Source organism: Parasphingorhabdus sp. (assembly GCF_039977335.1).
In the GTDB taxonomy this organism is placed as follows: domain Bacteria; phylum Pseudomonadota; class Alphaproteobacteria; order Sphingomonadales; family Sphingomonadaceae; genus Parasphingorhabdus.
The window spans coordinates 573,962-600,127 of record NZ_JBDWDI010000001.1 but is presented as its reverse complement, the minus strand read 5'-3'; the positions used below and the strand labels follow the sequence as shown (position 1 = coordinate 600,127).

The 26,166-nt window shown below is 53.0% G+C and carries 25 protein-coding genes; 12 read left to right on the top strand and 13 right to left on the bottom strand.

Annotation, left to right across the window (positions count from 1 at the left end; genetic code table 11):
• Position 1 precedes the first annotated feature (1 nt).
• The 3 genes from ABJM21_RS02895 to ABJM21_RS02885 are packed head-to-tail and all read right to left on the bottom strand — an operon-like array spanning position 2 to position 3,720.
• Entirely contained in the window at positions 2-2,302 is a 2,301-nt protein-coding gene (locus tag ABJM21_RS02895; RefSeq protein WP_348302899.1) for a molybdopterin cofactor-binding domain-containing protein, read from the bottom strand.
• Positions 2,292-2,729, bottom strand: a complete 438-nt coding sequence (locus ABJM21_RS02890) for a CoA-binding protein (protein ID WP_348302900.1) — start codon at positions 2,727-2,729, stop codon at positions 2,292-2,294. Before ABJM21_RS02890 ends, ABJM21_RS02895 begins: the two co-directional genes overlap by 11 nt.
• Positions 2,730-2,757: 28 nt before the next feature.
• Positions 2,758-3,720: an Mrp/NBP35 family ATP-binding protein gene (locus ABJM21_RS02885; RefSeq protein WP_348302901.1), complete on the bottom strand. Its 963-nt coding sequence runs from the start codon at positions 3,718-3,720 to the stop codon at positions 2,758-2,760.
• A gap of 131 nt (positions 3,721-3,851) precedes the next feature.
• Here ABJM21_RS02885 and hflK point away from each other — a divergent pair, with 131 nt between their 5' ends.
• The 5 genes from hflK to ABJM21_RS02860 all read left to right on the top strand — a co-directional run bounded on the left by hflK (position 3,852) and on the right by ABJM21_RS02860 (position 9,698).
• Positions 3,852-4,880, top strand: a complete 1,029-nt coding sequence (gene hflK, locus ABJM21_RS02880; RefSeq protein WP_348302902.1) for an FtsH protease activity modulator HflK — start codon at positions 3,852-3,854, stop codon at positions 4,878-4,880.
• A complete protein-coding gene (locus ABJM21_RS02875) occupies positions 4,880-5,731 on the top strand; it encodes a protease modulator HflC (RefSeq protein ID WP_348302903.1) in 852 nt (283 codons plus the stop codon). The genes hflK and ABJM21_RS02875 overlap by 1 nt, the downstream gene beginning before the upstream one ends.
• Before the next feature lie 6 nt (positions 5,732-5,737).
• Positions 5,738-6,178, top strand: coding sequence for a nuclear transport factor 2 family protein (locus ABJM21_RS02870; protein WP_348302904.1), 441 nt, complete (start codon positions 5,738-5,740; stop codon positions 6,176-6,178).
• Between the two features lie 298 nt (positions 6,179-6,476).
• Entirely contained in the window at positions 6,477-8,012 is a 1,536-nt protein-coding gene (locus tag ABJM21_RS02865) for a DegQ family serine endoprotease (RefSeq protein ID WP_348302905.1), read from the top strand.
• Between the two features lie 105 nt (positions 8,013-8,117).
• Positions 8,118-9,698, top strand: coding sequence for a helicase HerA-like domain-containing protein (locus ABJM21_RS02860; protein WP_348302906.1), 1,581 nt, complete (start codon positions 8,118-8,120; stop codon positions 9,696-9,698).
• A gap of 49 nt (positions 9,699-9,747) precedes the next feature.
• On the opposite strand, the gene ABJM21_RS02855 is transcribed toward ABJM21_RS02860, so the two are convergent.
• Positions 9,748-10,149, bottom strand: coding sequence for a thioesterase family protein (locus ABJM21_RS02855; RefSeq protein WP_348302907.1), 402 nt, complete (start codon positions 10,147-10,149; stop codon positions 9,748-9,750).
• Between the two features lie 137 nt (positions 10,150-10,286).
• On the opposite strand from ABJM21_RS02855, the gene ABJM21_RS02850 reads away from it, so the two are divergent.
• Entirely contained in the window at positions 10,287-11,000 is a 714-nt protein-coding gene (locus ABJM21_RS02850; protein WP_348302908.1) for a glutathione S-transferase family protein, read from the top strand.
• A gap of 17 nt (positions 11,001-11,017) precedes the next feature.
• On the opposite strand, the gene ABJM21_RS02845 is transcribed toward ABJM21_RS02850, so the two are convergent.
• On the bottom strand, positions 11,018-12,106 hold the full coding sequence (locus ABJM21_RS02845; RefSeq protein ID WP_348302909.1) for a glutathione S-transferase: 1,089 nt from the start codon (positions 12,104-12,106) through the stop codon (positions 11,018-11,020).
• Entirely contained in the window at positions 12,106-12,576 is a 471-nt protein-coding gene (queF, locus tag ABJM21_RS02840) for a preQ(1) synthase (RefSeq protein WP_348302910.1), read from the bottom strand. Before queF ends, ABJM21_RS02845 begins: the two co-directional genes overlap by 1 nt.
• A gap of 129 nt (positions 12,577-12,705) precedes the next feature.
• Here queF and ABJM21_RS02835 point away from each other — a divergent pair, with 129 nt between their 5' ends.
• From ABJM21_RS02835 to ABJM21_RS02815, 5 genes are all read left to right on the top strand, one after another.
• Entirely contained in the window at positions 12,706-14,100 is a 1,395-nt protein-coding gene (locus tag ABJM21_RS02835; protein ID WP_348302911.1) for a hypothetical protein, read from the top strand.
• 66 nt (positions 14,101-14,166) lie between these two features.
• On the top strand, positions 14,167-15,696 hold the full coding sequence (locus ABJM21_RS02830; RefSeq protein WP_348302912.1) for a cryptochrome/photolyase family protein: 1,530 nt from the start codon (positions 14,167-14,169) through the stop codon (positions 15,694-15,696).
• 143 nt (positions 15,697-15,839) lie between these two features.
• A complete protein-coding gene (sseA, locus tag ABJM21_RS02825) occupies positions 15,840-16,676 on the top strand; it encodes a 3-mercaptopyruvate sulfurtransferase (protein ID WP_348302913.1) in 837 nt (278 codons plus the stop codon).
• Positions 16,677-16,774: 98 nt separating this feature from the next.
• The gene (gene metC, locus ABJM21_RS02820; RefSeq protein ID WP_348302914.1) at positions 16,775-17,974 is read left to right on the top strand and encodes a cystathionine beta-lyase; all 1,200 of its coding nucleotides are present in this window, start codon (positions 16,775-16,777) and stop codon (positions 17,972-17,974) included.
• Positions 17,971-19,266, top strand: a complete 1,296-nt coding sequence (locus tag ABJM21_RS02815) for a mechanosensitive ion channel domain-containing protein (RefSeq protein WP_348302915.1) — start codon at positions 17,971-17,973, stop codon at positions 19,264-19,266. Before metC ends, ABJM21_RS02815 begins: the two co-directional genes overlap by 4 nt.
• Before the next feature lie 5 nt (positions 19,267-19,271).
• Here ABJM21_RS02815 and ABJM21_RS02810 read toward each other — a convergent pair whose 3' ends face one another.
• Positions 19,272-19,640 (bottom strand): hypothetical protein, encoded by a 369-nt coding sequence (locus ABJM21_RS02810; RefSeq protein WP_348302916.1) that lies wholly within the window; start codon positions 19,638-19,640, stop codon positions 19,272-19,274.
• 23 nt (positions 19,641-19,663) lie between these two features.
• Positions 19,664-19,900, bottom strand: a complete 237-nt coding sequence (locus ABJM21_RS02805) for a hypothetical protein (protein WP_348302917.1) — start codon at positions 19,898-19,900, stop codon at positions 19,664-19,666.
• Here ABJM21_RS02805 and ABJM21_RS02800 point away from each other — a divergent pair.
• Positions 19,899-20,675, top strand: coding sequence for a TorF family putative porin (locus ABJM21_RS02800; RefSeq protein WP_348302918.1), 777 nt, complete (start codon positions 19,899-19,901; stop codon positions 20,673-20,675). The two genes, ABJM21_RS02805 and ABJM21_RS02800, sit on opposite strands and share 2 nt — an antisense overlap.
• Before the next feature lie 91 nt (positions 20,676-20,766).
• Here the strand turns inward: ABJM21_RS02800 and ABJM21_RS02795 are convergent, their stop codons facing one another.
• From ABJM21_RS02795 to ABJM21_RS02775, 5 genes are read right to left on the bottom strand one after another with little or no spacing between them, the layout of a single operon-like run.
• On the bottom strand, positions 20,767-22,290 hold the full coding sequence (locus ABJM21_RS02795; protein ID WP_348302919.1) for an ABC transporter ATP-binding protein: 1,524 nt from the start codon (positions 22,288-22,290) through the stop codon (positions 20,767-20,769).
• 20 nt (positions 22,291-22,310) lie between these two features.
• Positions 22,311-23,111 carry an ABC transporter permease subunit gene (locus tag ABJM21_RS02790; RefSeq protein WP_348302920.1) on the bottom strand — a complete coding sequence of 267 codons (801 nt, stop codon included), beginning with the start codon at positions 23,109-23,111 and terminating at the stop codon, positions 22,311-22,313.
• Positions 23,108-24,028 carry an ABC transporter permease subunit gene (locus tag ABJM21_RS02785; RefSeq protein WP_348302921.1) on the bottom strand — a complete coding sequence of 307 codons (921 nt, stop codon included), beginning with the start codon at positions 24,026-24,028 and terminating at the stop codon, positions 23,108-23,110. The genes ABJM21_RS02790 and ABJM21_RS02785 overlap by 4 nt, the downstream gene beginning before the upstream one ends.
• A gap of 6 nt (positions 24,029-24,034) precedes the next feature.
• Entirely contained in the window at positions 24,035-25,180 is a 1,146-nt protein-coding gene (locus tag ABJM21_RS02780) for an epoxide hydrolase family protein (protein WP_348302922.1), read from the bottom strand.
• A 37-nt stretch (positions 25,181-25,217) separates the two neighbouring features.
• Positions 25,218-26,087 carry a 3-hydroxyacyl-CoA dehydrogenase NAD-binding domain-containing protein gene (locus tag ABJM21_RS02775; protein ID WP_348302923.1) on the bottom strand — a complete coding sequence of 290 codons (870 nt, stop codon included), beginning with the start codon at positions 26,085-26,087 and terminating at the stop codon, positions 25,218-25,220.
• Positions 26,088-26,166: the final 79 nt, after the last annotated feature.

Below are 26,166 nucleotides of genomic sequence, written 5' to 3'. Positions count from 1 at the left end.
GTCATGATGCCTCAGAGAAAAGCGGCAACTGGCGAAGACGAATGCCGGTTGCGGAAAAAAGAGCGTTGGCAATGGCAGGAGCAACCGCTGGCACACCGATTTCCTCAACACCAACGGGTTCCTCTTCACTGCGAATAAACTCGATCTGTATGGCAGGAATTTCTGCCAATCTTGGCAGCGCCAAATCGCTCAATCGCCGAGCCTCGGCTATACCGCCGTTAAACCGTGTTGACGACCCCAGCGCCATGGCGAGGCCATAGATTATACCGCCCTCAATCTGTTGTCGCGCGATATCGGGGTGAATTATCCGTCCAACATCGACCGTCGCGGAAATACGTCGCACTCTTAATCCGCTTTCGCCGCGATTGGCGCTGACGATGACAGCAATATGGCCGCCGCGCATCGAATGGCAGGCCAGTCCCTGGCCGCTGCCGTCCAGCCCCCCGTCCCATCCAGCCATCGCCGCCACACCGGTTAAACAGCGGGCCAGACGTGGCCGACCAGACATTAGTTGCATCCGGTAGGATAAGGGCTCAATTCCAGCCTTGGCTGCGAGTTCATCGATGAACGATTCAACAAAAAAAGCATTGTAACTATGCGCGTTACTTCGCCAATTACCCGTAGGTGCGCCGATATGGGCGGGATGATGGTCCAGCGAGAAATTCGGGATGTTATACTGCACATCCGCACCCTCAACCGCTTTGGCATCCGCCTCATCAATTGATGCACGCATGGCGGCGATCTCGTCCATCCCGCGCACCACACGCTTGCTCTGCTCTCTTGCTGAAGCAGGCGCAGCGACTTTGATCTGCAATGCCTGTATCCGGCCCGCCTTATCGGTCGCTGCATCCAGTCGAGCGAAGGCGGGCGCGCGGTAATGGTCGTGCATCATTTCTTCCACACGCGACCACATTAACTGCACCGGACGGCCGATTTTTTCTGCGATAATGGCAACCTGTGCAGCAATTTTGCTATCAAGATTACGCCCGAAAGATCCGCCAGCCAGCATCGGATAGAGCGTCACATTGTCGGTACTGATACCGATGGCCTTGGCCGCCGACTTTACAGCCGCAGCAGGCGCTTGGGTCGCCAACCAGAGTTCCAGGCGCCCGTTTTGATAGTCAGCCGCCGCCGTCCGGGTTTCCATGGGAGCATGCAACGCTGCGTCCACTTGATAGCGCGCCTGAACATTATCATGTTCATCAAAAGCGGGCTTAGTTTCCCCGCGGCTCGCAAATCGAGTGCCCGGCCCTTCTGCCAGCGCCTTTTCCAACGCCGCATCCATTTTGTCGCTGTTCGGAAGCAAGCCGGTGGTTTCAAACATCGGACTCATTTTATCGAGCGCGTCATTGGCCGCCCACCAATTGGTTGCGACCGCTGCAATCCACTGATCCTGCTCTACCACATCGACCAGACCAATAATCTTGCTTGCCCCTTCGCGGTTAAACGATTTCAGGCGAGTAGCCCCAATGGGCCCCTGGCGGATCGACGCATAGACCATATCAGGCAAACGAATATCGCCAGCAAAATTGGCCGATCCATCCAATTTGGACGGCATATCCAGGCGCGGAAGGTCCTGACCGACCAAATTATTCGCTGGACTCGACAGAAGCGGCACCGGATCTGGCAAATCCTGCTTCAGCGCGTCAGCGACCAATTCGCCAAAGCGCATGTTTCGCTCTCCATTGGAGATGAAGCCATTTTCAGCGGTACAGGACTCCCATTCGACATCCCATTTTACCGCCGCTGCCTTGCTGAGCAAGACCCGTGCGGCTGCGCCAGCTTCCCGAAAGCTGCTGGCATAGGCCGGAATGGAAGAAGAATCTGCCGTGACGATGAAATCATTGCGGGTCGCGACATTCTTTGCTGCCCAGCGTGCTGCGTCTTCCTCAGTCAGTTTTTCTGCACCGGCCGGCAGCAATGTCTCTGCCCATTCAAGCGCCAGAAAATCATTGGCGTAAAGCGGATTGATCGGCGCCGGTTCTACCGCAATGGTCCGCCAGTCGGCACCAAGTTCATCTGCCAAGATTTGCGGCAGAACGGTATAGACGCCCTGCCCCATTTCACTCTGGGGTACAACGACAGTTACCTGCCCCTCTTTGGAAATTTTGAGATAGGCGCCAAAGATTTCTTCATTCTCGGTAGCACTGATATTGGGTTCATAAGACCGCGGCCAAATGGCCCAAGCCAGCACCAATCCGGTCGCGGCGCTACCACCAATCAGAAAATTTCGACGCGTAAAAAGCTTTGTGCCTTTTTCACCTTCTTCCGATCCGATTTCTGTTTCCGGCTCAGTCGGCATTGTCGCCCTTCATCAAGCCAAGTCGGGGAATTTCGATTTTCGGACAACGATCCATCACGACTTCCATACCCGCCGCTTCTGCCCGTTCAGCCGCTGGCCGATTGATAACGTTTAGCTGCATCCAAACTGATTTCGCACCTATTGCTATAGCTTCATCAACAACGCCACCTGCCGCCTCTGAATTGCGGAAAATATCGACCATATCGATGGGGCCTGTGATTGCATCCAAGGATGGCACGACTTCTGCGCCATGCAATTGCTGTCCCGCCAGTCCCGGATTGACCGGAACAACAGCATAGCCTTGGTCGATCAGAAATTTCAGAATGCGGTTACTGGCTCGCTCCGGTTTAGCCGAAGCGCCGACGAGGGCGATACGCTTGGTTTCGGTCAACAGACGGGCGATATCCTGATCGGTTTCCAAAAGCATGACAGGTCTTTCCCCTCCCAAAAAGCTACTATTGGTTATCCAACCACGTCGCGAGCCTTTTGGCAATATCATGAAAAGCCTTTCCCTGCAGGCTATCGGAGCAAGCAGGCGGTACACCTCCATCGCTGGATTTACGAATTTCGATATCCAGCGGAACGCGCCCCATGAAAGCCATGCCCATAGTTTTAGCCGCAGCCTCTGCACCGCCAGCACCAAATGGATCACTTACTTCACCGCAATGAGGGCATATATAGCCTGCCATATTTTCGACCATGCCGATGATCGGGATTTTCGCCTGTTCAAACAGGTCAACCGCGCGCACCGCGTCCATCAGGGCAAGATCCTGTGGCGTTGAAACAATCAACGCACCGACAGGTTTATGATTTTGCATCATCGACAATTGCACATCGCCCGTACCCGGCGGCATGTCGACGATCAAAATTTCCGTATCACCCCAATGGGCATTGATCAACTGTTCGAGCGCCTTGCCCGCCATCGGTCCGCGCCACGCTATGGCCTGACCAGGTTTCGCCAGATGCCCCATCGAAAGCACCGGAATGTCATATTCGTTCGGCACAGGGATTAGCTGTTTTTCTTCCGCCTCTGGCCGTTTGCCCTCGCAGTTTAACAGGCGCGGTTGTGAAGGACCGTAAATATCGGCGTCGACCATACCAACCTTATGGCCCAAGGCTTTAAGTGCAATCGCGAGATTGGTAGACAAGGTAGATTTGCCAACCCCGCCCTTACCGCTTCCTACGGCAATCAAGCGGCGTTCGATTTTTTCGGCCGTCATGACGATATCGACCTTCTCCACGTCATCCAGTTCGAGCAACTTACCCTTTACAGCAATTTCAATCTGTCCACGGTCACGAACGTTGAGCCCACTGACGTTTAGAACCAGGGAGATGCGGCCTTCATCAAAACGAATTGCGCTAAATCTTCCGCTGGCGACTTCTTCAAGAGCCGCCTCAATCTTAGAAATATTGGTCATTTGGTTCGCATAGTTACACTTTTATCCGATTGACACTGTTTTTCTGCCACCACGCTACCTATAATGAAAACATGGATAAAAAAATTGATGGGCAAGCTTCCCAAAAAACAGTCTTGGGATCAATATTAAACATGGCTAGCCCTTGGGGCAATGGCGGTGGAGACGACGGAAAAGGTGGTGGTCCGCGCAACCCGTGGGGCAATCCTTCAGGCGGATCTTCGGGCGGCGGCAAAAGCGGTGCAACGTCGCTGGAAGAGTTGTTCAAGAAAGGAACCGGCGGCGGATTCAAAGGCGGTATTCCCAAAAGGCCCGGTGGAAGGCCCTGGTGGCCGGTTCTCCTCATCGGTTTTATCATTTTATGGGCAGCGTTGACTTCAATCCATCGGGTTAGCCCTCAAGAACGCGGCGTTGTCACTTTTTTTGGTTCTTATTCCCGGACCATGCAGCCTGGTCTGCATTTCTCGTGGCCTTCCCCACTTGAGCAAGTCGTGAAACTTGATGTCGAGGAAATTCGAACAATCGATATTCCAACCGGCGAGTCAGAGAAACTCATTCTGACCGGTGATCAGAATATTGTTGATCTTGCTTACTCCGTGCGTTGGAATATCAAGTCACCCGAATTATTCCTTTTCCAGATTGCCGAGCAAGAAGAGACGATTAAGGAAGTGGCTGAATCCGCAATGCGTGCGGCGGTTGCGAACTTCACGCTCGATGACACAATCGGATCGGAGCGTACCGAGATTGAGCAACAGGTCGAACAGAATATGCAGGCTTTGCTTGATGGTTACGGTGCGGGCGTCGTGATCCGCGGTATCGCCATTAAGAAGGCTGATCCTCCTGCTGCCGTGAACGATGCCTTTAAAGAAGTGTCGGCCGCTCAACAAACTGCACAGACATATCTCAACGAAGCCCGTGCTTATGCCCAGCAACTGACCGCGCAAGCGCAAGGTGAATCAGCCGCGTTTGACAAGGTGTATGAAGAATACCGCCTGGCCCCGCGTGTCACCAAACGCCGGATGTATTATGAAACAATGGAGCGCGTTTTGTCGCAAGTGGATAAAACTATTATCGAGGCCGACGGCGTAACACCTTATCTGCCACTACCGGAAATCAAGAAACGCGCGCAAGCGCCCGCGCCGCAAGTTGTGGAGGCGAAATAATGGGTAACAATATGAAAAACCCCGTCGCGCTGGCCATCGTCGTTTTTGGCTTGATCCTCATCTTGGTCAACACCCTGATTATCGTGCCGGAAACCCGCCAGGGTGTTGTGGTACGATTTGGTGAACCCGTTCGGATCATCAATCGCTATCAGGATAACACACCATTTGGCCAAACCGGTGCGGGCCTTCTGCCAAAAATTCCTTTTATCGAGCAGGTAGAATGGATTGATAAACGCATTCTCGATGTTGAGATGGAACAGCAACAAGTGCTCTCGACCGACCAGTTGCGCTTGCAAGTTGATGCTTTTGCGCGCTTCCGGATCACCGATCCACTTCGCATGTTCATTGCCGCTGGCAACGAAGCCCGTGTAGCCGACGAGCTGCGCCCCATTCTTGGCTCAGCTCTGCGGAACGAGCTAGGCAAACGACCCTTCGCCGCACTACTCAGTCCCGAACGGGGTCAGGTGATGGACAATATCCGTACCGGCTTGAATCGCGTAGCTCGCCAATATGGCGCGGAAATCGTGGATGTTCGGATCAAGCGCGCTGATTTGCCCGATGGCACGCCTTTGGAAAGCGCCTATCAGCGGATGCGTACAGCGCGTGAACAAGAAGCCCGCACGATTAAGGCCCAAGGCGCCAAACAGGCCCAGATCATCCGCGCAGAGGCTGATGCTAGCGCCGCTCGTACTTATGCAGAAGCCTTTGGCAAGGATGCAGACTTCTATGATTTCTACCGCGCCATGAAAAGCTATGAGACAACCTTCCGTAGAGGTCAGGAAGGCGATCCGACCTCATCATTCGTCCTGTCGCCAGACAATGAATATCTGCGCCAGTTCCAAGGAAGATAAACGCTTTTGACGTCCAACCGGGCCATAGTAGATGCCTATTATGAGGCACTTGCCCGCTTGGACGTCGACGCGTTTGAAGCGCTGCATCATCCGGATGTCGTGTATAATGTCTCGGGAAATACGATCATCTCAGGACGCTATGACAGTTTTACGGCCCTGAAAACCGTCCTGCCGCTGATATTCGATGCGCTCGACTTTGAGCAGTTTCAGTTCGCCCAAAATTGGAAGATCATGAACGAAGGACCTGATGGCATTACGGCGATCATGGAAGCCAACGGCGTTGCGCGAAACGGCAAACGCTATGACCAGCGTTACGCCCACATCTTTTCGTTCCGCGATGGCAAGATAGCTTCTGTTCATGAATTTTTCGATACGCATCTGGCAAATGAATCACTCGAATTCACTGGCAAACCACCATGTCAGACGGACGGGAATTTTACTTTATAGTGGTATATTTGGTTGAAAATATCGTCCAACTGCACGGCATTGACTACATTTGTCGTTTTTTCTGCCGACAACCGATTTTTTTCGACAAATCAGCTATTTCTGGGTTGCGAATGCCCTTTGTCACACCCAGATATTAAGTGGTGGGGCTAAAAACGCTTATGTTAAGGCTGATCTTAACGATTGACTATGGTAACATTCAAATTCGGTTCATAAATTCTGCGCCAATGATTTATGTAACTTGAACGAATTTGGTATCGAATAAACACTGTCGATACCGGCAAATTGAGAGGAATATATTGTGCGTTACGCTTACGGAATTTCAGCAGCTTTGCTTTTAGCAGGAGGCGCAGCGACGCTATCCGGCATCGGCTCTGCTGGTGCTCAAGTCGCTGCCAATGACAGTCAGGTCATGAGAGCAGCCGCGCCGCGTGCTGGTGCGCCCATGAGTTTTGCTGATCTGACCGAGCAATTGCAACCAGCCGTTGTCAACATCTCCACCACGCAGCGCGTACGCGTCAGAAATAACCCGTTCGCAGGCACACCGTTTGGCGGTCTGTTCGGTAACCCTCGTGGTAACGATAATGGTAATGGACAAACGCGTCAGGCACAATCTCTCGGCTCCGGCTTCATTATTTCCGCAGACGGTTATGTGGTAACAAATAATCACGTGGTCGCCCCTGGCAATCGTAACGCGACAATTGAAACGATCACTGTCATCATGCCGGATCGTACAGAATATGAAGCGACTCTAGTAGGACGTGATCCTGCTTCGGATATCGCAGTTCTGAAAATCAATGCCGATAAAGACCTGCCTTTTGTTAAATTTGGTGATAGCCAAGGTGCCCGTGTCGGTGACTGGGTCATCGCGATCGGCAATCCCTTCGGTCTTGGCGGCACAGTGACTACCGGCATTTTGTCAGCCATTCACCGTAACACCGGACAGGGCGGGGCCTATGACCGCTTCCTTCAAACCGATGCGTCAATCAACCGCGGCAACAGCGGCGGCCCGATGTTCGATCTGAACGGCAATGTTATCGGTATCAACAATGCGATTATCTCACCCACGGGCGGCAATGTCGGTATCGGCTTTGCCATTCCCGCGGAAGTTGCCGTTCCAATCGTCAATACTTTACGTAAGGGTGAAAAAGTTGAACGCGGCTATCTTGGCGTTCAAATCAGTCCTTTGACGGAAGATTTGGCTGATTCACTTGGCCTGAAGAAAAACCGCGGTGAGTTTATTCAAAGCGTTGTCCCTGGCGAGGGCGCGTCCAAAGCCGGTATTCAGGCTGGTGATGTGATTGTGAAGGTGAACGGGCGCAACGTGACACCGGATCAAACGCTGTCTTATCTGGTTGCCAATCTGCCCGTGGGTACGAAGGTTCCGATCGAATTGCTACGCGATGGCAAGACGGTGAAGGTCAACGCGACACTTGGCGAACGACCATCCGAAGAAGAGCTGGCCACCAATTTTGACCCTGATGCAGAAGACCCTATGGGTACGGACGAAGATGGTGCCAGCGCTGAAGCGACTGCAGAAGCATTAGGTCTATCGGTAGTGGATATCACCCCCTCTATCGCACGTCAGATCCGTGTGCCATCGTCGCAAGCTGGTGTTGTCGTATCAACAGTAGATCCCAATAGTGATGCAGCTCGCAAGGGCATCAGGCGCACGACCGTGATCATTAGCGTCAACCGCCGTCCTATCAACACCGCTTCAGATTTGGACAAGGCGATCAGCGCCGCCAAAAGGTCAAACCGCGAAGCGGTCCTGTTGCAGGTCAAACAAGGTGGCCGTGATCCACGATTTGTAGCGGTGCGACTAAACGACGAATAAACCGTTCAAAAAATTGTAACTTTACCCAAAGGCCAGCGCATCGCGCTGGCCTTTTTGCTTTGTCATGGATATCTTTCCAATTCAATTGATTGAGGGGATTCGGGAATGGCTGACGCAACAGAGATTTTTTTGGGATTGGGCGGTAATGAGCGCCAGAGCCTGAACCTCAAACGCGCCAACCGCCATGGCTTGATTGCTGGCGCAACCGGCACCGGTAAAACCGTGACCTTGCAGGGTTTGGCTGAAAGCTTCTCTGCCAATGGTGTTCCGGTATTTGTGGCTGATGTTAAAGGCGATTTAGCCGGTATCTCAATGGCGGGTTCTTCAACCTTCAAACATGCGGACAAGCTAGAAGGACGCGCCAAGGAATTGGGCATGAGTGACTATGCCTATTCCGATAATCCCTCGATATTCTGGGACCTCTATGGCAAGCAAGGCCATCCGATCCGTACCACCATCACCGAAATGGGACCGCTGCTGCTCGCGCGCCTGATGGACCTGAACAATACGCAGGAAGGCGTGCTGAATATCGTATTCCGCTTTGCCGATGAAGAAGGCCTGTTGCTGTTGAATCTCGACGATCTGCAGTCGATGCTCGCTTACACGGCGGAAAATGCAAAAGAGCTTTCAGCAAAATACGGCAATGTCAGCAAAGCCAGCGTCGGCGCGATCCAGCGCCAGTTGCTGCAACTCGATAGCCAGGGCGCGGGACAGTTTTTTGGTGAGCCTGCGCTGGAAATTGATGATTTTATCAAATGCGATGATCAGGGCCGTGGTTATATCAACGTCCTCGCCGCTGACCAATTGATGCGCAGCCCCAAACTTTATGCGACCTTCCTGCTTTGGTTGCTCGCGGAGCTGTTTGAAACGCTCCCCGAAGTTGGCGATCCGGAAAAACCGAAGCTTGTCTTCTTTTTTGACGAGGCGCATTTGCTGTTTGAAGATGCGCCCAAGGCATTGGAGGACAAGATTGAGCAGGTTGTGCGCCTGATCCGGTCCAAGGGTGTTGGCGTCTATTTTGTCACCCAGAACCCGGTGGATATTCCCGAGGATGTTGCCGGACAGCTGGGCAACCGCGTACAACATGCCCTCCGCGCGTTCACTCCCCGCGACAAAAAAGCGATTAAGGCGGCCGCTGACACCTTTCGGATCAATCCTGATCTGGATGTCGAAGAGGCTATTACAGAGTTAAGGGTTGGCGAAGCTTTGGTCTCCACGCTGATGGAAGATGGTGCCCCTTCAATTGTTCAGCGAACTTTGATTAAGCCGCCGCGTTCCCGTTTGGGACCAGTGACCGCCAAAGAGCGTGCTATCATGCAGTCGATTTCTCCTTATGACGGCAAATATGATGAAGAAGTAGATCGCAATAGCGCCGAAGAAATATTGGCACAGAAAGTCATCGACGCCACCGAAACGGCAAAAGAGGTCGAAGAAAAAGGCGAAGAGGAAGTTCGCAAAAAACCACGTAAGAGCAAGAGCATGTGGGAGAAAGCCTTTAGCCGCGGTGCAAAGGTCGCCATGGGTTCTGCAGCGGGCATGGCCGCTTCCACTATGTTGGGCAAGAAGTCACGAGCAAACCCGATGCGATCCGGTGTAACCTCTGCTGTTGGATCCATTGCGACCGAACTCGCTGGCCCGGTGGCTGGACGCTTCGTCCGTAATCTGATTGGCGGATTAATGCGTTAAAGGTCAACGTGCTCCGCGCGAGGAGCGAATGACCGCCTAAGGAACCAGCTTAGTCCTTGGAACCAAAGAAATTGGCTGCAATATCCTTCGCGATTCGCATGGGTCGCAAGGTATCCGCATCAACACAGCACCAGCTGGATTGCACTTCGGCGAGTACATCTTCACCGCGCCGGATCACTGTGCTGTAAAAGGCCCGAGCACCATGGACTTTTTCGAGCAGTACTTCAGCAATAACCTCATCGTCCAAAAAGGCTGGTTTTCGGTAGGTTATCTCATGTTTCAGAGCAACCCAGAGATGCGTTGCCACCGCCTCTGAAGGAGCAATATTTTCCCAATGGGCCACGACCGCATCCTGAACCCATTTCAGATAGTTCGCATTATTCACATGTCCCATGAAATCGATATCATCGGGTAAAATCGCAATATTGTGATGATGGGGGATGCTGCTCATAAAGCTAACAATAATGTTAGCGCTCGCCGATTGATAGGGCAAAAGCAAAAAAGCAACATCGCTGTGCAATATAGTGCCGGATGGACACGATATTTTATGATATGCCGCTCTTGGGTAAATCAAGGGGAATGCACAACATGGCGATCAAATATATCCAGTTTCAATCGGGTTTCGGCGTCCCGAGCCCCAGTCCCTTTTGCATGAAAGGCGAGATCTTGCTGAAAATGGCAGGGGCCGAATATCAAACCGAAATTATGGATGATCCGCGCAAAGCGCCCAAGGGGAAGTTACCGTTTCTCACCGATGATGGCACCGAGGTCGCCGATACCGCCCTGATCCAGTGGCATCTCGAAAGCAAATATGGCGTGGATTTTGACGCCGGTCTGACAATGGAACAGCGCGCGGTGTCTCACGCCATGGCGCGGATGATTGAGGAGCGGCTCTATTGGGTGACCCTCTATAGTCGCTGGATCGATGATCATAATTGGCCAATCATCAAGAATTTCTGGTTCGGAAGCATGCCGCCGGTCATTCGCAGTCTTGTACCAATAATTGCCCAAAAACAGGTCAAAAGCGGACTGCAAGCGCACGGTATCGGACGCCATGCCATGAAGGATATCTATGCCTTTGGCGCCGCTGATCTGGAAGCATTGGCGGTGCAACTGGGTAGCAAACCATTCATGTTTGGTGATCAGCCCAGCAGCCTTGATGCAACCGCATATCCGTCAATCGCCAATAGCTTGATCGAAGAACTACCCGGACCGTTACTGGATGCGGCAAAGTCTCACGAAAATTTTGCGCCCTATGTACAGCGCTGTGAGGCTTTATGGTTTGCAGATTTCGGGCAGTAAGAGCCCGCTTTGATCGACTAAGCCAGCCTAAGCTTGAAATTTTCAAACACCAATGGCTGTTTCAGATCAAAATTCTGGAAACCTTGTGCGCCGGTAATGGAAGACAAAAACCCGTCCACGGTCAATTTATCAGCGCTATCTAATTCTCGATAATAGCTCAACGGCCGTTGCAACATCCACAAGCTAAAGGGCGGTGCAATCCTCTGCCCCTCCACGCCTTCCATGGTGAATTCAGCCATGCCGACGGCGCGGGGCAGTTCCTCATCGGGATTAGCCGCAGACCATGTTGTAAGCATATCAGCTGTCGTTTGCAGAAAGGGCATATGCTCGCCCATCATCCGCTCAAGAATTGGCACGAGCGTAACCGGCACCTCGTCATCAGCCAGAAATTCGCCCGATAGAGGCGCTTTGACGTGAACCATTCGCTCAACCCAAGATGCGACGCGTGGAGCAAGCCGCTTCATGATCTCACCCGATGCCGGATCGCGATAGAGATGGGCATAAAGCGGGCCGATAAGTCCATAATCCCCGATAGAAGGCCGCGAACCCAACAGGTAGTCATGTTCCGCAAAATGCGCATCTAGATCAGCCAACAGCGCCTCATAGCTGGCTTCTATCGCTGGTATAGTTACCGGGTTAATCCCGAGAATTGGACAAAAGCCTTTAAAGTTTGAACCTCTTTCTCGACCAATGGCGAGCTGTTCTTCCTTGCTCGCATCAGGAGCAGCGGTCGCGCCAAATTCACCGTAAACCCACTCTTCATTATAGTTCCAGCGATAGTGCATTGCCGGTATCACCAACCATTCATCGCCAAATGTTTCGAGCAACAAAGCAACCAATCGTTGTTTCGGTGTATCAGGATAGACCGACGGACCGCCCTCAGCCTGTTCAAAATGATCGATAATATAAGTCGTATCCTGAATCGTCTGGCCATCATCCGTGTCCAAAACCGGAATGACCGGACGCCCTACTTTCGGGACGATAATATCCTTGTATACATCGCCCGAAGACAGAATCTCTTCGTAATCCACGCCCTTCCAATCAAGATAGGCGCGGGCTTTTCCAGAATAGAGCGACAGCGGTGCAGCGTATAATTTATGAGCCATCAGCCACGCCCCCGATAAGAAGCTACGCCTTGATCGGGTATCCACAAGCCTTTGGGCGGCTCAGCTGACTGCCAGAACACATCAATGGGAATGCCGCCGCGCGGATACCAATAGCCGCCGATGCGCAACCATTTGGGTTTCATCTCTGTGAAAAGCCGCTGGCCAATGCCCACCGTGCAATCCTCATGAAACGCGGCATGGTTGCGGAATGACCCCAAGAACAGCTTTAGCGATTTGGATTCAACAATCGTCTTATCCGGTGCATAATCGATCACGAGATGCGCAAAATCCGGCTGTGCAGTAACCGGGCAAAGTGAAGTAAATTCGGGCACTGCAAAGCGCGTCAGATAAAGCTCCCCAGCTCGCGGGTTTGGAACATAGTCCAGGATCGCGTCTTCAGGCGAGGTTGGCAGAGCGCTGTCCTGACCCAAGAAGCGCGGCGCGGATTTTGATGTATCATTATCTGTCATGCAGGTCATCTAATGCACGGGGCGGCTTATGTCATCCCTGCCCTGATATTCATTGATGGTTCAGCGAATAAGGCCGCAAATAGCGGTTCAGGGCTACAAAGGGCAATGAAGATAAATCACATAAGACGAATGAGGCGCGCAAGAACGCTGGCAATGATGGCTGCCGGAACCTTCGGCCTATCCATCGCCGCAATGCCTGCTGCACAAGGCCAGGCAGTGCCCCGGCAATTGCCGCCGGAACCACCGCCAGAACTACCTTCCGTCAGCGACTATTCCCTTCCCCCAGGTGAAGGCCAGAATCCTGCGAACAATCAAGCTGAAGGGCCGGTAGAAGAAAATACGCCGCCTCCGCAAGCGGCTCCCACCGCCAGCGATATTGCACCCAGCACACAGCCGACAACGAGGCCTGCCCCGCTACCGACCACACCGGTACCCGTTGGCGTTCCTGCAACAGAAACGCAAACCCGCCCAGTGCCCTCAGGCAATACGCGACCAACAGCGCCAGTTACCAACACGCCGCGCGCTACATCTGCCCGTCCCCCAGCAGGTGATACAGCACCAGCTTTACCAGCGGCGGGCAATAACCAACCTCAGCCCGGTTTCACCACGGATCTACCCCGCCAAACTTTACCTACCGAACCATCAGCTCCGGAAGTGACGCCCGAAGCATCGCCTTCATCACCGGCATCGGAAATAGGCTCCGGTGGAACCATCCCATATTATGTTGGCGGTGGAATAGTCTTGCTTCTGCTCAGCGGATTAGGGGCCTATTTTTGGCGCCGTAACACATCCGCATCAGTGTTAGAAGAAGAAGTGGCAGGTGATACGGAATCATTTCCAGCTGCGGCCCCTGATCCTGCCCCATCATCTCGCAAACCGACACCAAAAATCTACTCACCGCCCAATCCCGTAAAACCCGAACCGCCCTCTCCGGTGTTCACAAATGGATTTGTGACATCCAAAATCGGCGTTGCCCCAAAGCCATCTGCAAAGCCCGCTGGAATCCAGCCCATAGCGCCTAAACCAGATCCGATACCCAGCAGAACAGATAGCTTGCAGATCGATTTTATCGCCAACGGTGCGTCATCGACTTTGCTCAACGCGGTGCTGAATTACACCATCGCACTAACCAACCAGTCAGCCCAGCCATTGCGCGATATCCGTCTCTCTGGTGCGATGATGCAGGCCAACTCTGACAATGCTAGAAATGAAGGTATCGAGGCAGGGGAAATTTTGCATGAGATCGAAAGCCTAGCGGCTGGCGAAACCGTTTCTTTGACAGGTGATATCCGTTTGCCGCTCAATGCAATTCGTCCGATTACGTTCAAATCACAGGCCTTGTTCATTCCTCTCGCTCGTTTCGGCGTCGCCTATACCGACCCGAATGGTATCGAATGCCAACAAGCCGCATCGTTCATTATCGGCCGGGAATATGAACCACGACGACCAAAAATGGCGCCTTTTCGACTTGATCTTGGACCTCGGATTTTTACGCCGGTAGGACAGCGACCGCTAAACACCTGAAATCCATTGAACTAATGCACCAAAGCACAGGCTGTGTTCCACGGCATATCCTTCCATTGAACGCGGATGTCGAAGAAAACACTTATTCCCATCCTGGGCGACCAGCTATCCTGGGACATCTCATCACTGGCGGATCAAGAGAAAGATCGATCAGTCTTGCTGATGATGGAGGTGGATGCGGAAGCCACCTATGTAAAGCATCACAAAGCCAAGATCGCTTATATATTCTCGGCTATGCGTCATCATGCCGCAGCGCTTCGAGAAGGCGGCTGGACGGTCGATTATGTGACGCTGGATGATCCAGACAATAGCGGCAGCTTTACCGGTGAGATTGCGCGGGCTTGCGAACGACATGCCATTGATTCGATCCGGATTACCGAGGCGGGCGAATGGCGGGTCATGACGATGATCGAAAACTGGCAGGATCAGTTTGATGTCCCTGTCACCATCTGCCCGGATGACCGCTTTATTGCCACACACCAAGAATTTGATGACTGGGCGGAGGGCAAGAAGCAGTTGCGAATGGAGTTTTTCTATCGCGAGATGCGCCGCAAGACGGGTTTATTGCTGGATGACGATGGCAAACCGGAAGGCGGAAAATGGAACTATGATGCGGAGAACCGCAAGCCAGCGCAAAGTGACCTGATGATGCCGAAGCCGATCCGCTTTGCGCCGGATGAGATAACGAAGGAAGTGATCGAAATGGTCGCAGAGAAATTTGCCGATCATCCCGGTTCGCTGGAACATTTTCATTTCGCAGTAACACGTGAGGAAGCACTGCAACAAAGACGCCAGTTTCTGGACCACGCACTGGCGCAATTTGGTGATTATCAGGATGCCATGCTGACAGGCGACCCCTTTCTCTGGCACTCAATCCTCTCGCCTTATCTCAATAGCGGACTGCTTGACCCGCTTGATCTCTGTCAGGAGGTCGCAGACCTCTATGCAGATGGAAAAGCGCCGCTCAACGCCGCCGAGGGCTTTATTCGCCAGATTATCGGCTGGCGCGAATATGTTCGCGGTATCTATTGGCACGAAGGGCCTGATTACGCAGGGCGTAATTTTCTGGATGCCCAGCGCCCGCTGCCGGACTTTTACTATACCGGTGACACCGATATGCTGTGCTTGTCCGAAGCAATTGGACAGACATTAGACCTTTCCTATGCACATCATATTCAACGGCTGATGATCACTGGCAACTTTGCGCTCATCGCTGGAGTTGATCCTCACGCGGTGCACATTTGGTATCTCGAAGTCTACGCTGATGCTTATGAATGGGTCGAATTGCCAAACACATTGGGGATGAGCCAATTTGGTGATGGCGGGATTATCGCCTCAAAACCCTATGCCTCGTCTGGCAACTATATAAACAAAATGTCAGATCATTGCGCGTCCTGTCGCTATGATGTGAAGCAACGCATGGGGAAGAAAGCCTGTCCGTTCAATGCGCTTTATTGGGATTTCCTCGCGCGGAACGAAGAAAAACTAGAGAATAATAACAGGCTGACGATGCCTTATCGTATCTGGCATGCGATGGATGGCGATGTTCAGCAACAACTCCGCACCGAGGCGCAAGCCTTTCTGGAACGATTATAAATCAATCATTTGCCGAAAAACCACATAAGCTGTGGATTCCATCTCTAATGCATTATAGCCTCGACGGTCTGAATACGAATCGATAGACATTGGCATATTGAAGTAGAGGCGACCTGGTCGCCCGCTTGCATAAGGAGCATAAAATGGAACTGCTGGTAACCACTGACTGGCTTGCAAATGAACTGGGCGCATCGGATTTGCGCATAGTTGATGCCACCAAATTCATGCCCGATGCCGGGCGCGATCCAGCCGCTGAATATGAAGCGGGCCATATCCCGGGTGCTGTTTTCATGGATTTGAGCGAGCTGACCGACACCGGCAATCCGGTTGAGAATATGCTACCTCCACCAGAGAAATTTGCCAGCCGGATGCAATCGCTTGGCCTCGGCGATGGCAGTCGCATCGTGCTCTATGATGACAGCCCGCTGAAAAGCGCTGCGCGCGCCTGGTGGATGCTGACCATTTTTGGAGCCCATGAAGTCGCAATCCTTGATGGCGGCATTGCCAAGTGGAAAGCAGAAGGGCGTCCGCTCGAAACCGGTAAGGAGGCGCTACGCCATCGTCATTTCACGGTGTGGAAAGATGATAAAGATATCCGCACAAAGGCGGACATGCTGGCCAACCTGCACAGCAAAGATGAACAAGTTGTCGATGCACGCCCCGCTGGGCGTTTCACCGGTGCTGAACCAGACCCTCGGCCAGGCATTGTTTCTGGCAGCATTCCAGGCTCCGTCAACATTCCGCATAGCGAATTTTTCAATGCCGACGGCACTTGGAAAAGCGCAGATGAGATGAAAGCACTGTTCGACAATGCGAATGTTGACCTTGGCAAACCCATTGTAACGACCTGCGGTTCCGGAATGACGGCCGCAGTGGTATCCTTTGCTGCGGCAGTCGCGGGTGGGGAAAAAGTTGCTCTTTATGATGGCAGCTGGTCCGAATGGGGTGCCGACGCGGATACGCCCAAGACGGCAGCCTGATACATAGAGTCTGTTTTCACCGTTAGGGCTGAGCCTGTCGAAGCCCGTCTCTAGTCTAGAAGCGCCCTTCGACAGGTTCAGGGCTAACGGAACAGCAATTGGCCAATAGAGAAGACGAATCCAAACAGAAACCGGCAACGCAGATTGTTACCGGCGGCAGGCGTAAGGAATGGACGGGTGCGGTTGTCAATCCGCCGGTTTGGCGCGCCAGCACCCATCTTTATGACAATGTGGCTGATTTGCGGGCGGGCGTGAAAAATAATGAAGACGGCCGCTTTTTCTATGGCCGGCGGGGCTCTCCCACACAATGGTCCCTTGCCGACGCCCTGACCGAAATGGAACCAGGTGCCGTCGGAACGATGCTCTATCCTTCCGGTGTCGCCGCCATTGCTTGCGCGATGCTGGCCGTACTAAAACCCGGCGATGAAGTGCTGCTGACTGACAGCAGCTATGACCCAAGTCGCAGCTACGCCGACGCATTCCTGAAACGAATGGGCATCTCTGCGCGTTATTATGATCCGCTGATCGGCGAAGGCATATCCGATCTTTTAACCGACAAAACCAAAGCGATATTGTTGGAAAGCCCAGGGAGCCTGAGCTTTGAAGTGCAGGACGTCCCGGTCATTTGCAAAGCCGCCCAAAAAGCTGGCATTGTCACGTTGCTCGATAACACCTGGGCGACATCCCGTTTCTTTCCCGCACTGAAAAATGGTGTGGATATTTCGATCACAGCAGCGACCAAATATATTGTCGGCCATAGTGATGTGATGATGGGCGCGGCCACTACGCACGAGAAATATTGGACGCAGCTAAGACGCACGGCGCAACAACTCGGCCAGGTTGTTTCCCCTGATGATGCTTATTTGGCTGCGCGCGGCCTGCGGACTCTGGAAGTCCGGTTGAAACAACATGAGCAATCGGCTCTTACTATAGCCCACTGGTTAAAAGATCGCCCTGAAGTCGGCCGAGTCCTGCACCCGGCGCTACCTGATTGTCCGGGTCATGAAATATGGCAGCGCGATTTCAAAGGATCATCAGGCCTTTTCTCGTTCGAGCTTGCTGACGGTGATGAAAGATCGCGGGCTGTATTTATTGACGCGCTGACCCACTTCGGGATCGGTTATAGCTGGGGTGGATTTGAAAGCCTGGCCTTGCCAGTTGATCCGGAAAAACATCGCACAGCCACGGAATGGACCATGAAGGGTGTACTGGTGCGGCTAAACATCGGTTTGGAAGACCCGGAGGATTTGATTGCTGATCTTGCCAAAGCGTTTGAACACTATAACAATAGCTTATGATGCAGGAAATTCTTGGCTACATTGAATCCCTGGCGCCGGATACGCCGCGCAATGTGCAATTTATAGAAAGCGCTATCGCCGCAGGACTGGTTACACTGGCGCTTATCGCTGGTTGGTTCCTCAGCAAATATATTGGTCCGAAACTACGCCACATATGGGAAACACGGGCTGGCTATGAGAGCGACCTAGCTGGCCGCCGCATCCGCGATATGACGCGGCGGGCAACGACCTTCATATTGTGCGGATTCTTCCTGTCAGTATGGGATTGGCAACTTATCCCGCAGGTGGTCTTCGCCCTGACCATCGCGATTACCATGGGCTTGTTTACGAATGACCTGATCCGCGGTGTTCGGATGCCGGATTGGCTTGGTACCGTGATGGGTCTGACAGTCTTTATATCCGCAGCCCTTGGTCTTGTGGGGAATATAGACCGTATCACAACTGCGCTGGAGCGGGTCGGCATCGATGTCGGCACGAACCGTATATCGCTGCTAGCGGTTGTCACAACAATCATGACAGCGGTTATCCTGCTAGCCGTTGCCCGTGTGCTGATGAAACTTGTCGGCCATGTAATCTCGAATAGCCAGCTGGATGGCGCCCAAAAAGTGCTTGGCCAAAAGCTTGCAACCGTTGCTATCTTGGGCGCAGCCTTCGTCCTTGGCCTTGATGTCCTGGGTATTGATCTCACCGCTTTAGCAGTTTTCTCCGGTGCCTTTGGTCTGGCCATTGGTTTCGGGATGCAGAAGACAATTGGTAATTTGATCGCGGGGATCATCTTGCTCATGGATCGTTCGATCAAGCCCGGTGATGTGATCGCGGTTGGCGATAGCTTTGGCTGGGTTAATAAGATCGGTGTCCGTGCCGTTTCAGTCCTAACCCGTGAGGGCAAGGAGCACCTGATTCCCAACGAAAACCTGATGACGCAGGAAGTTGAGAATTGGTCCTATTCGAACAAAAACGTACGGATCAGTATTCCGGTGGGTGTGTCCTATGATAGCGATATGGATCAGGTTATCGAATTGATGAAACAAGCCTGCGTCGATGTCCCGCGCGTACTCAATCACCCGAAGCCCGTGGTCTGGATGCTCGAATTTGGCGATAATAGTGTCAATTTCGAAATCAGATGCTGGATCAAAGACCCAGAATCAGGCGTCGGTAATTTTAAGGCAGCGGTACTGAAAAGGGTTTGGGATCTGTTCAAAGAGCATGATGTTGAAATTCCGTTCCCGCAGCGCGATGTCCATATCAGATCGCTTCCTGAGAAAGGAACGGTCAAACTTTCGGCCGAATAGCGCTTTTATTTTTGAAGCAGGTCCAGGGTTCGACGACCAGACATCTGGATTTCACGCATTAATCGCTGCGCAGCGATGTCCGTCCGGCTTCTACCCGCGGAGTTTAGCTGAAGCAAAGCCTTGGCTCCGGTCTGCGCCATAACCGCCAGATCATCGCATCCACGATCAAAACGCTTTTGGGTCATGGGAAAACTATTGCGATAAGCAGATTCCATAACGACAGGGTCTGCCACCGTGAAAGAAACCGTCTCTTCTGGCCCAGCCAAATTGGCCACCAATCCAGCAACCGACTCGACGGCTTTTAGACGCGCAAAACTCTCGGCAAAGGGATCACCCTCACCATTTGCTTTTTCAATGGAATCAATCTTCGACATCACACTGCGATATAAGCCCATGGTTAATAAGCCCTAAACAGGCGGGATTGCGGCCAGCCAACCTGCTGTGGCTTGATTGCCACACTATCAAAATATGTCATATTTACTGTCATTTTTCTGTTGTGCAGCGCAGCAATATGATGCAGATTTTTCCTGCATGTTTTGAGATTGTCTGCCGCCAGCCTTGCTGACGCAATAAAAAGACAACCGGGACAAATTCCAGGAGGGGCGATACGCATCAACCAGAAAGGGATTTTCATGCGCACGTCCACAAAAGCCACATTTGGCAAAAAAACTAAATCGGGGATTATCGGTCTTTCGGCCATCCTATTCACAACAACAGCAGCACCAGCCCTCGCTCAAGAAGTTGAAGGCAGCGGAATTACAATTTCCGGCAATGCAGCCATCACATCTGATTATCGTTTCCGTGGCCTGTCTTTCTCGGACGGTGATATTGCCGTTCAAGGCGGCATTGATGTTGCCCATGAAAGCGGTTTCTACATCGGCACATGGGCTTCTTCTATCGAAGATAGCGCGACCTTTGGCCATACGGAGCTTGATCTCTATGGTGGTTGGTCCGGCGATGTCACAGACGGCCTGACACTTGATGTTGGCCTGCTCTATTACGTCTATCCCAATGGGGAAGGCGGAGCTGCTGGCCCGAGTGACTATTTCGAGCCTTATGCCTCCGTATCAACGACGGTAGGCCCAGTCGAACTGACTACCGGTATTGCTTATGCCTGGTCTCAGGCAAGCCTCGGCGATAGCGATAACGTCTACATCTATACTGGCGTTTCGGGCGGTATTCCAAATACACCAATTTCGCTCAACGCGAATATTGGTATCAATGATGGATCGTTGGGTAATCCCGTTGGCGTAATTGGTGACAACAACTATATCGATTGGACACTCGGAGCAGATTGGGCAATCACTGAAAACCTTACGGCTAGCGTTGCTTATACCGACACTGACGCGCCATCCGTGAACAATTTCACTGATAGTGCGGTTGTGTTTACACTTGGCGTATCTTTCTAAGCCCTGTTGGGTCTGAATTCACATTTAGGTTCGTCACAAAAAAGGAGGCCGCTCTGGGAAAGAGCGGCCTTTCTTTTTTCAGCACTATGGGTCAACTGGCCGCGATCAATTTCTTAGTGGTTTCGGCCTGTGGATTGCTGATCACCGCAGCCATATCATCCATTTCAACTATCTCGCCGTCATCAAGTACCGCTATTCGGTGACAAATCCGCCGAGCAGAAGCGATGTCATGTGTAATGAAAATGATGCTGAGACCCTGGTCGCGCTGTAACTGCGCCAATAATTCCAAGATCGAAGAGCCAACCAGCGGATCGAGAGCCGATGTCGCCTCGTCAAGAACCAGTAATTTTGGTCCCGCAATGATTGCGCGAGCGATCGCCACCCGCTGTGCCTGACCGCCCGACAGGCTCGTTGGCGCGCGGGTAAGATATTCGATGCCCAATCCAACATCATCAAGCGCTTTCTTGATCATCTCCTCACGTTCATTCCGCAATATGTCTGGCCGCAGATTATTCAGTGGTTCCGCGATAATGTCGCTTATTTTCCACTGCGGATCGAGGCTAGCCACTGGATCCTGAAAGACTGGCTGGATCAACCTACGCATAGCAAGACTGCGGGCGCGGCGTTCCGGTAAATTTTCGCCTTGCCAGTTGATCGAACCAGACGTCAGCGGACCAATGCCTGCAATAGCTCTCCCCAAAGTGGATTTACCCGACCCGGACCCGCCAACAATCGCTAACGACTCCCCTTCCCGCACCATGAGGCTTGCATCCGAGACCGCCAGAATTTTGCCCCGCCGCCAACCCGGACGGGGAAACTGCACGGTCACAGCTTCTGTGTCCATCAGGGTATCGCCAACGGACGGCAGATCAGGCGCAGGTTCATTGAGATGCGGTGTGGCGGCTATCAGGCGCTTGGTATAGTCTTTTTGGGGATTGGCGATCACGTCCGCCGTTGGGCCGCTCTCCACAACCCGGCCTTGATCCATTACAATCAGATCGTCGGAATGCCCCTCCATCGAAGCAAGATCATGGCTGACGAGCAACATTGCGAGCCCTTGCTCTTCGCGTAACTCGTCAAGCAACGCCATGATTTCGCCCCGCAAACTAGCATCCAAGGCGCTTGTTGGTTCATCGGCGATCAACAGTTTGGGCCGGTGCGCAATCGCCGCTGCAATCATCACGCGCTGTCGCTCGCCTCCGGATAGCCGGTGCGGGAATTGGTCCAACCGTTCATCTGCACGCGACAATCCAACACGCTTGAGCTTTTCAGCCAATTCGTTCCGCGACAAACGCGCCGGTCCTGCTTGTGCAGCGGCCTCCTGAAGCTGAGCACCTATGGTCAAATGGGGTGTTAGCGCCGTCAATGGCTGCTGAAAAACAAACCCTGTCAACTGGCTACGCGCTTTACGCATTTGATCGGCATCAGCACCGGTTAGTACAATCCCGTCAAGCTTGATCGAGCCCAAAGCCGCACCCGGCGTTAGTCCAAAAGGTGTAAGACAAGACAGGCTTTTCCCCGAACCCGACTCGCCGATAATCGCCGTACATTTTCCAGTCTCGACCGAAATATTGACGCCTTCTACCAACTGCCTGCCATCAATTTGAATGGCCATGTCACGTATCTCATAAAGGCTCATGAGTAGATATCTCTCAACCGCTCGCCTTCTATAGTCAGGCAAACCAGTAGCAGCACAAGTAATCCGCCGGGTAACAACAGTCCCAGCGGTGTCATGTCCATGTCATCAGCGCCTTCCTTGACCAATATACCAAGCGATGTCAGCGGCTCCTGAACGCCGAGACCGAGGAATGACAGAAAGCTCTCGACCATCACAACCTGCGGCACGGTGAGCATCAGATAGGCCAGCGCGACACCGGCAATATTGGGCAGGATATGCTTCAGGATGATCATAAGTGACGAAGTGCCTGAGGCCTCGGCGGCCAATATGAAAGGGCGCTCTTTAAGAGCCATGACCTGTCCGCGCACCACGCGTGCCATAGTCAGCCACTCAACCAAACCAATGCCAATAAAAACCAGCAATATCGAACGACCGAAGATCACCATCAACAGGATGACGATGAACATGAAGGGCAGCGCATAAAGCGCATCGACAAATCGCATCATCGCTTCATCGACCTTACCGCCCATCCAGCCAGCGGTGGCGCCCCACGCAATGCCGACGATCAGGGATACGAGAGCGGCGGCAATCGCAACCATCAACGTAACCTGCGTGCCCGCTGCCAGTCGAGCAAGACGGTCGCGACCAATTTCGTCCGTGCCAAAGATATGCGACCCGCTAAAGGCCGGCGCGCGCACGGCATCCCAGTCGATCTGGTCATATGTCCACGGCAGGATAGCTGGCAGGATCAGCGCCAAAGCTATCAGGATCAACACTACCCAAAGCGGCCAGTGTTTGCGGTTGAGCAACGCCCTCATCCTTCACGCATCCGGGGATCGAGCCAACCGTAAATCAGGTCGGCAAACAGGTTGAATGAGATGATCAGCGCCGCGTACAGCGTGACCACACCGAGCACCAAAGGATAATCCCGGTTTAGCGCCCCTTGGACAAAATAGCGGCCCAATCCCGGCAATCCGAATACGGTTTCCACCACCACAGCACCTGTCAGCAGTCCTGCTGCGGCGGGGCCCAGATAGCTGGCTACCGGAACAAGAGCGGGTCGCAAGCCATGTTTGAACAGAATTTTGGTTTCCGACAATCCCCGCGCTCTGGCGGTGCGAATATGGTCTTGCTTCAGGACCGTCGCCAGACCTGCCCTGGTCAGTTTGGCGATAGCACCAGATACCGGCAGTGCGAGTGCGACGACCGGCATGATCAACCATGAGAAACCTTCGCCAGTGCCCGATACTGGCAACAGGCCTAACCATAGCCCGAAAAACAGCGCGAGTGCCGGTCCCGTCACAAAAGTTGGCAAAGCAGTCGCCACGGTCGCCAGCATCATGATCGTCTTGTCAGCAACCTTACCGGCTCGCACGGCAGCAAATAACCCCGCAGAAATACCGATCAGCAAGGCCAATAATATAGCTAGGCCGCCAAGGGTCAATGATATCGGCAAGCCCTGTGCGACCAGTTCCGACACGGTGAAATCACGATAGACCAGCGACGGTCCAAAATCGCCTTGCACCAACCGTGAGACATAAAGCCATGCTTGCTCCCAAAGCGGCTTATCCAGTCCATAGGCAGTTTGCAGGGCCGCCTGTGTTTCTGGCGGCAACGGTCGCTCGCCGTCAAATGGTCCGCCGGGGGCTAGTCGCATCAGAAAAAAGGAAACCAATATGATCGCAAGCAGCGTTGGGATCGCTGTCATCAACCGCCTTGCGACCAGCGCTAACATCTGGCGTTACAGGTCCATCTGGCCAAAACAACCACGCACTTCGCTGAGGAACAGTTCCGGCACTTCCATGGCAGCGAAATGACCGCCCTTGTCCGCTTCACCCCAATATTGGAGGTTTTTGAACCGTTGCTCCGCCCAGCGGCGAGAGGGCGCCATAATCTCATTGGGAAAAATGCTGCAACCTGTCGCAAGGTGCACGGGGTCTACATTGGGATTGCCGAAGCTTTCCAGGTACAGCCGGGCAGAGGATGCTCCAGCATTGTTCAGCCAATAAATCATGATATTGTCGAGCAGGCGATCACGGTCAAAACTGTCATCAGGCGTCATCGCGCCATCAGACCAGCCTTGAAATTTCTCCAGCACCCAAGCCATTTGCCCCACGGCCGAATCTGCGAGACCATAGCCCAATGTCTGCGGCTTGGTGCGCTGGATTTCGGCATAGCCACCGCCCTGTGTCTGATAGTCCGAGAACCGCACCAGCGAGGCCTGCTCCGCTGATGTCGGATTTTTCATTACCTCTTCCGGCGGTGTCCCGACGACGACCAGATTGATATGGATACCCGCACAATGGCCGATATTCTGAACGCCCATGGCCGATGTCACCAACGCGCCCCAGTCGCCACCTTGCGCGAAATAACGATCATAGCCCAGCCGCACCATCAACACATCCCAGGCCCGCGCGATCCGCTCCACGCTCCATCCAGTTTCCGCCGGTTTTCCGGAAAAGCCATATCCCGGCAGCGATGGAATAACGAGATGATAGGCGTCCTTTGCATCACCCCCATGGGCGACGGGATCCGTCAACGGACCAATGACATCCAAAAATTCGACGATTGAGCCCGGCCAGCCATGAGTCATAATCAGCGGACGCGCATTCGCTTCGGGCGAGCGGATATGCATGAAATGAATATCCACCCCGTCGATTTCCGTCATATGATGGGGATATTGGTTGAGCGCCTCTTCACAACGCCGCCAGTCATAAGTTTCACGCCAATAATCAGTGACTTGCTGAACATAGGCCAGAGGAATGCCTTGCGACCAGTCGTCTACCGGTTCTGGATCAGGCCAACGAACCATCGCCAGACGGGTCTGCAAATCGTCCAATGCCGACTGCGGAATATCGATCTGAAAATCCCTGATATCATCGCTCATCGCATCGTCTCCATTTCATCCAGCTTACATTGCCAGTTTACATTGTAGGCGTCGGCACTTCACCTGAGTAATCATAAAAGCCCTTACCGGTTTTGCGGCCAAGCCAACCGGCTTCCACATATTTCAGTAATATTGGTGCTGGGCGATATTTGGGATCACCAAAGTCATTCTGCAGCACGCGAAGAATTTCGAGCAATGTATCGAGCCCGATCATGTCCGCCAATGTGATTGGTCCCATCGGATGGCCGAGGCCAAGTTGCACGCCGCGATCAATATCTTCCATCGACGCCGTGCCTTCGCCCAGTGCGAAAAATGCTTCGTTCAGCATGGGCAGCAATATCCGGTTGACTACAAAGCATGGAGAATCTTTGGCCAATACGGCTTGCTTGCCGAGTGCCTTCACATAGCTGTTCGCCACAGCGACGCTCTGGTCGCTGGTCGCAAGTCCGCGAATAACCTCAACCAAGCCCATTAACGGGACTGGATTGAAGAAATGCACACCAACGAAACGGGACGGATCTTTGACCGCCTGCGCCAGCCGGGTAATGGATATGGAAGATGTGTTGGTAGCCAATAGCGCCTGATGACCCAGGATTTCGGAAGCCGCTCCGAAGATTTGGCGCTTGATGTCTTCCCGCTCGGTGGCTGCCTCAATGATGATGTCGGCGCTTGCCATTGGGTCGAGCGAGCCGATTGTTTCAATTCGGTCAAGAGCGGTCTGTGCGGCCTGTTGCTCAATTTTCTCTTTTTCGACCAATCGCGACAATTGTTTGGCAATGCCAGCCTTGCCCTTTTCAGCTATCTCCTGGTTCATATCGGACAGATAAACATGATATCCAGCCTGCGCGGAAACCTGCGCAATTCCTGCACCCATTTGCCCTGATCCAATGATACCGATTGATTTCATTTGCCGTCCCTTTTCCTTATCATAACCTGCCTGTTAATGCTGATGTAACAAGGCACTAGCGATTGTCGAGCAAACTGGC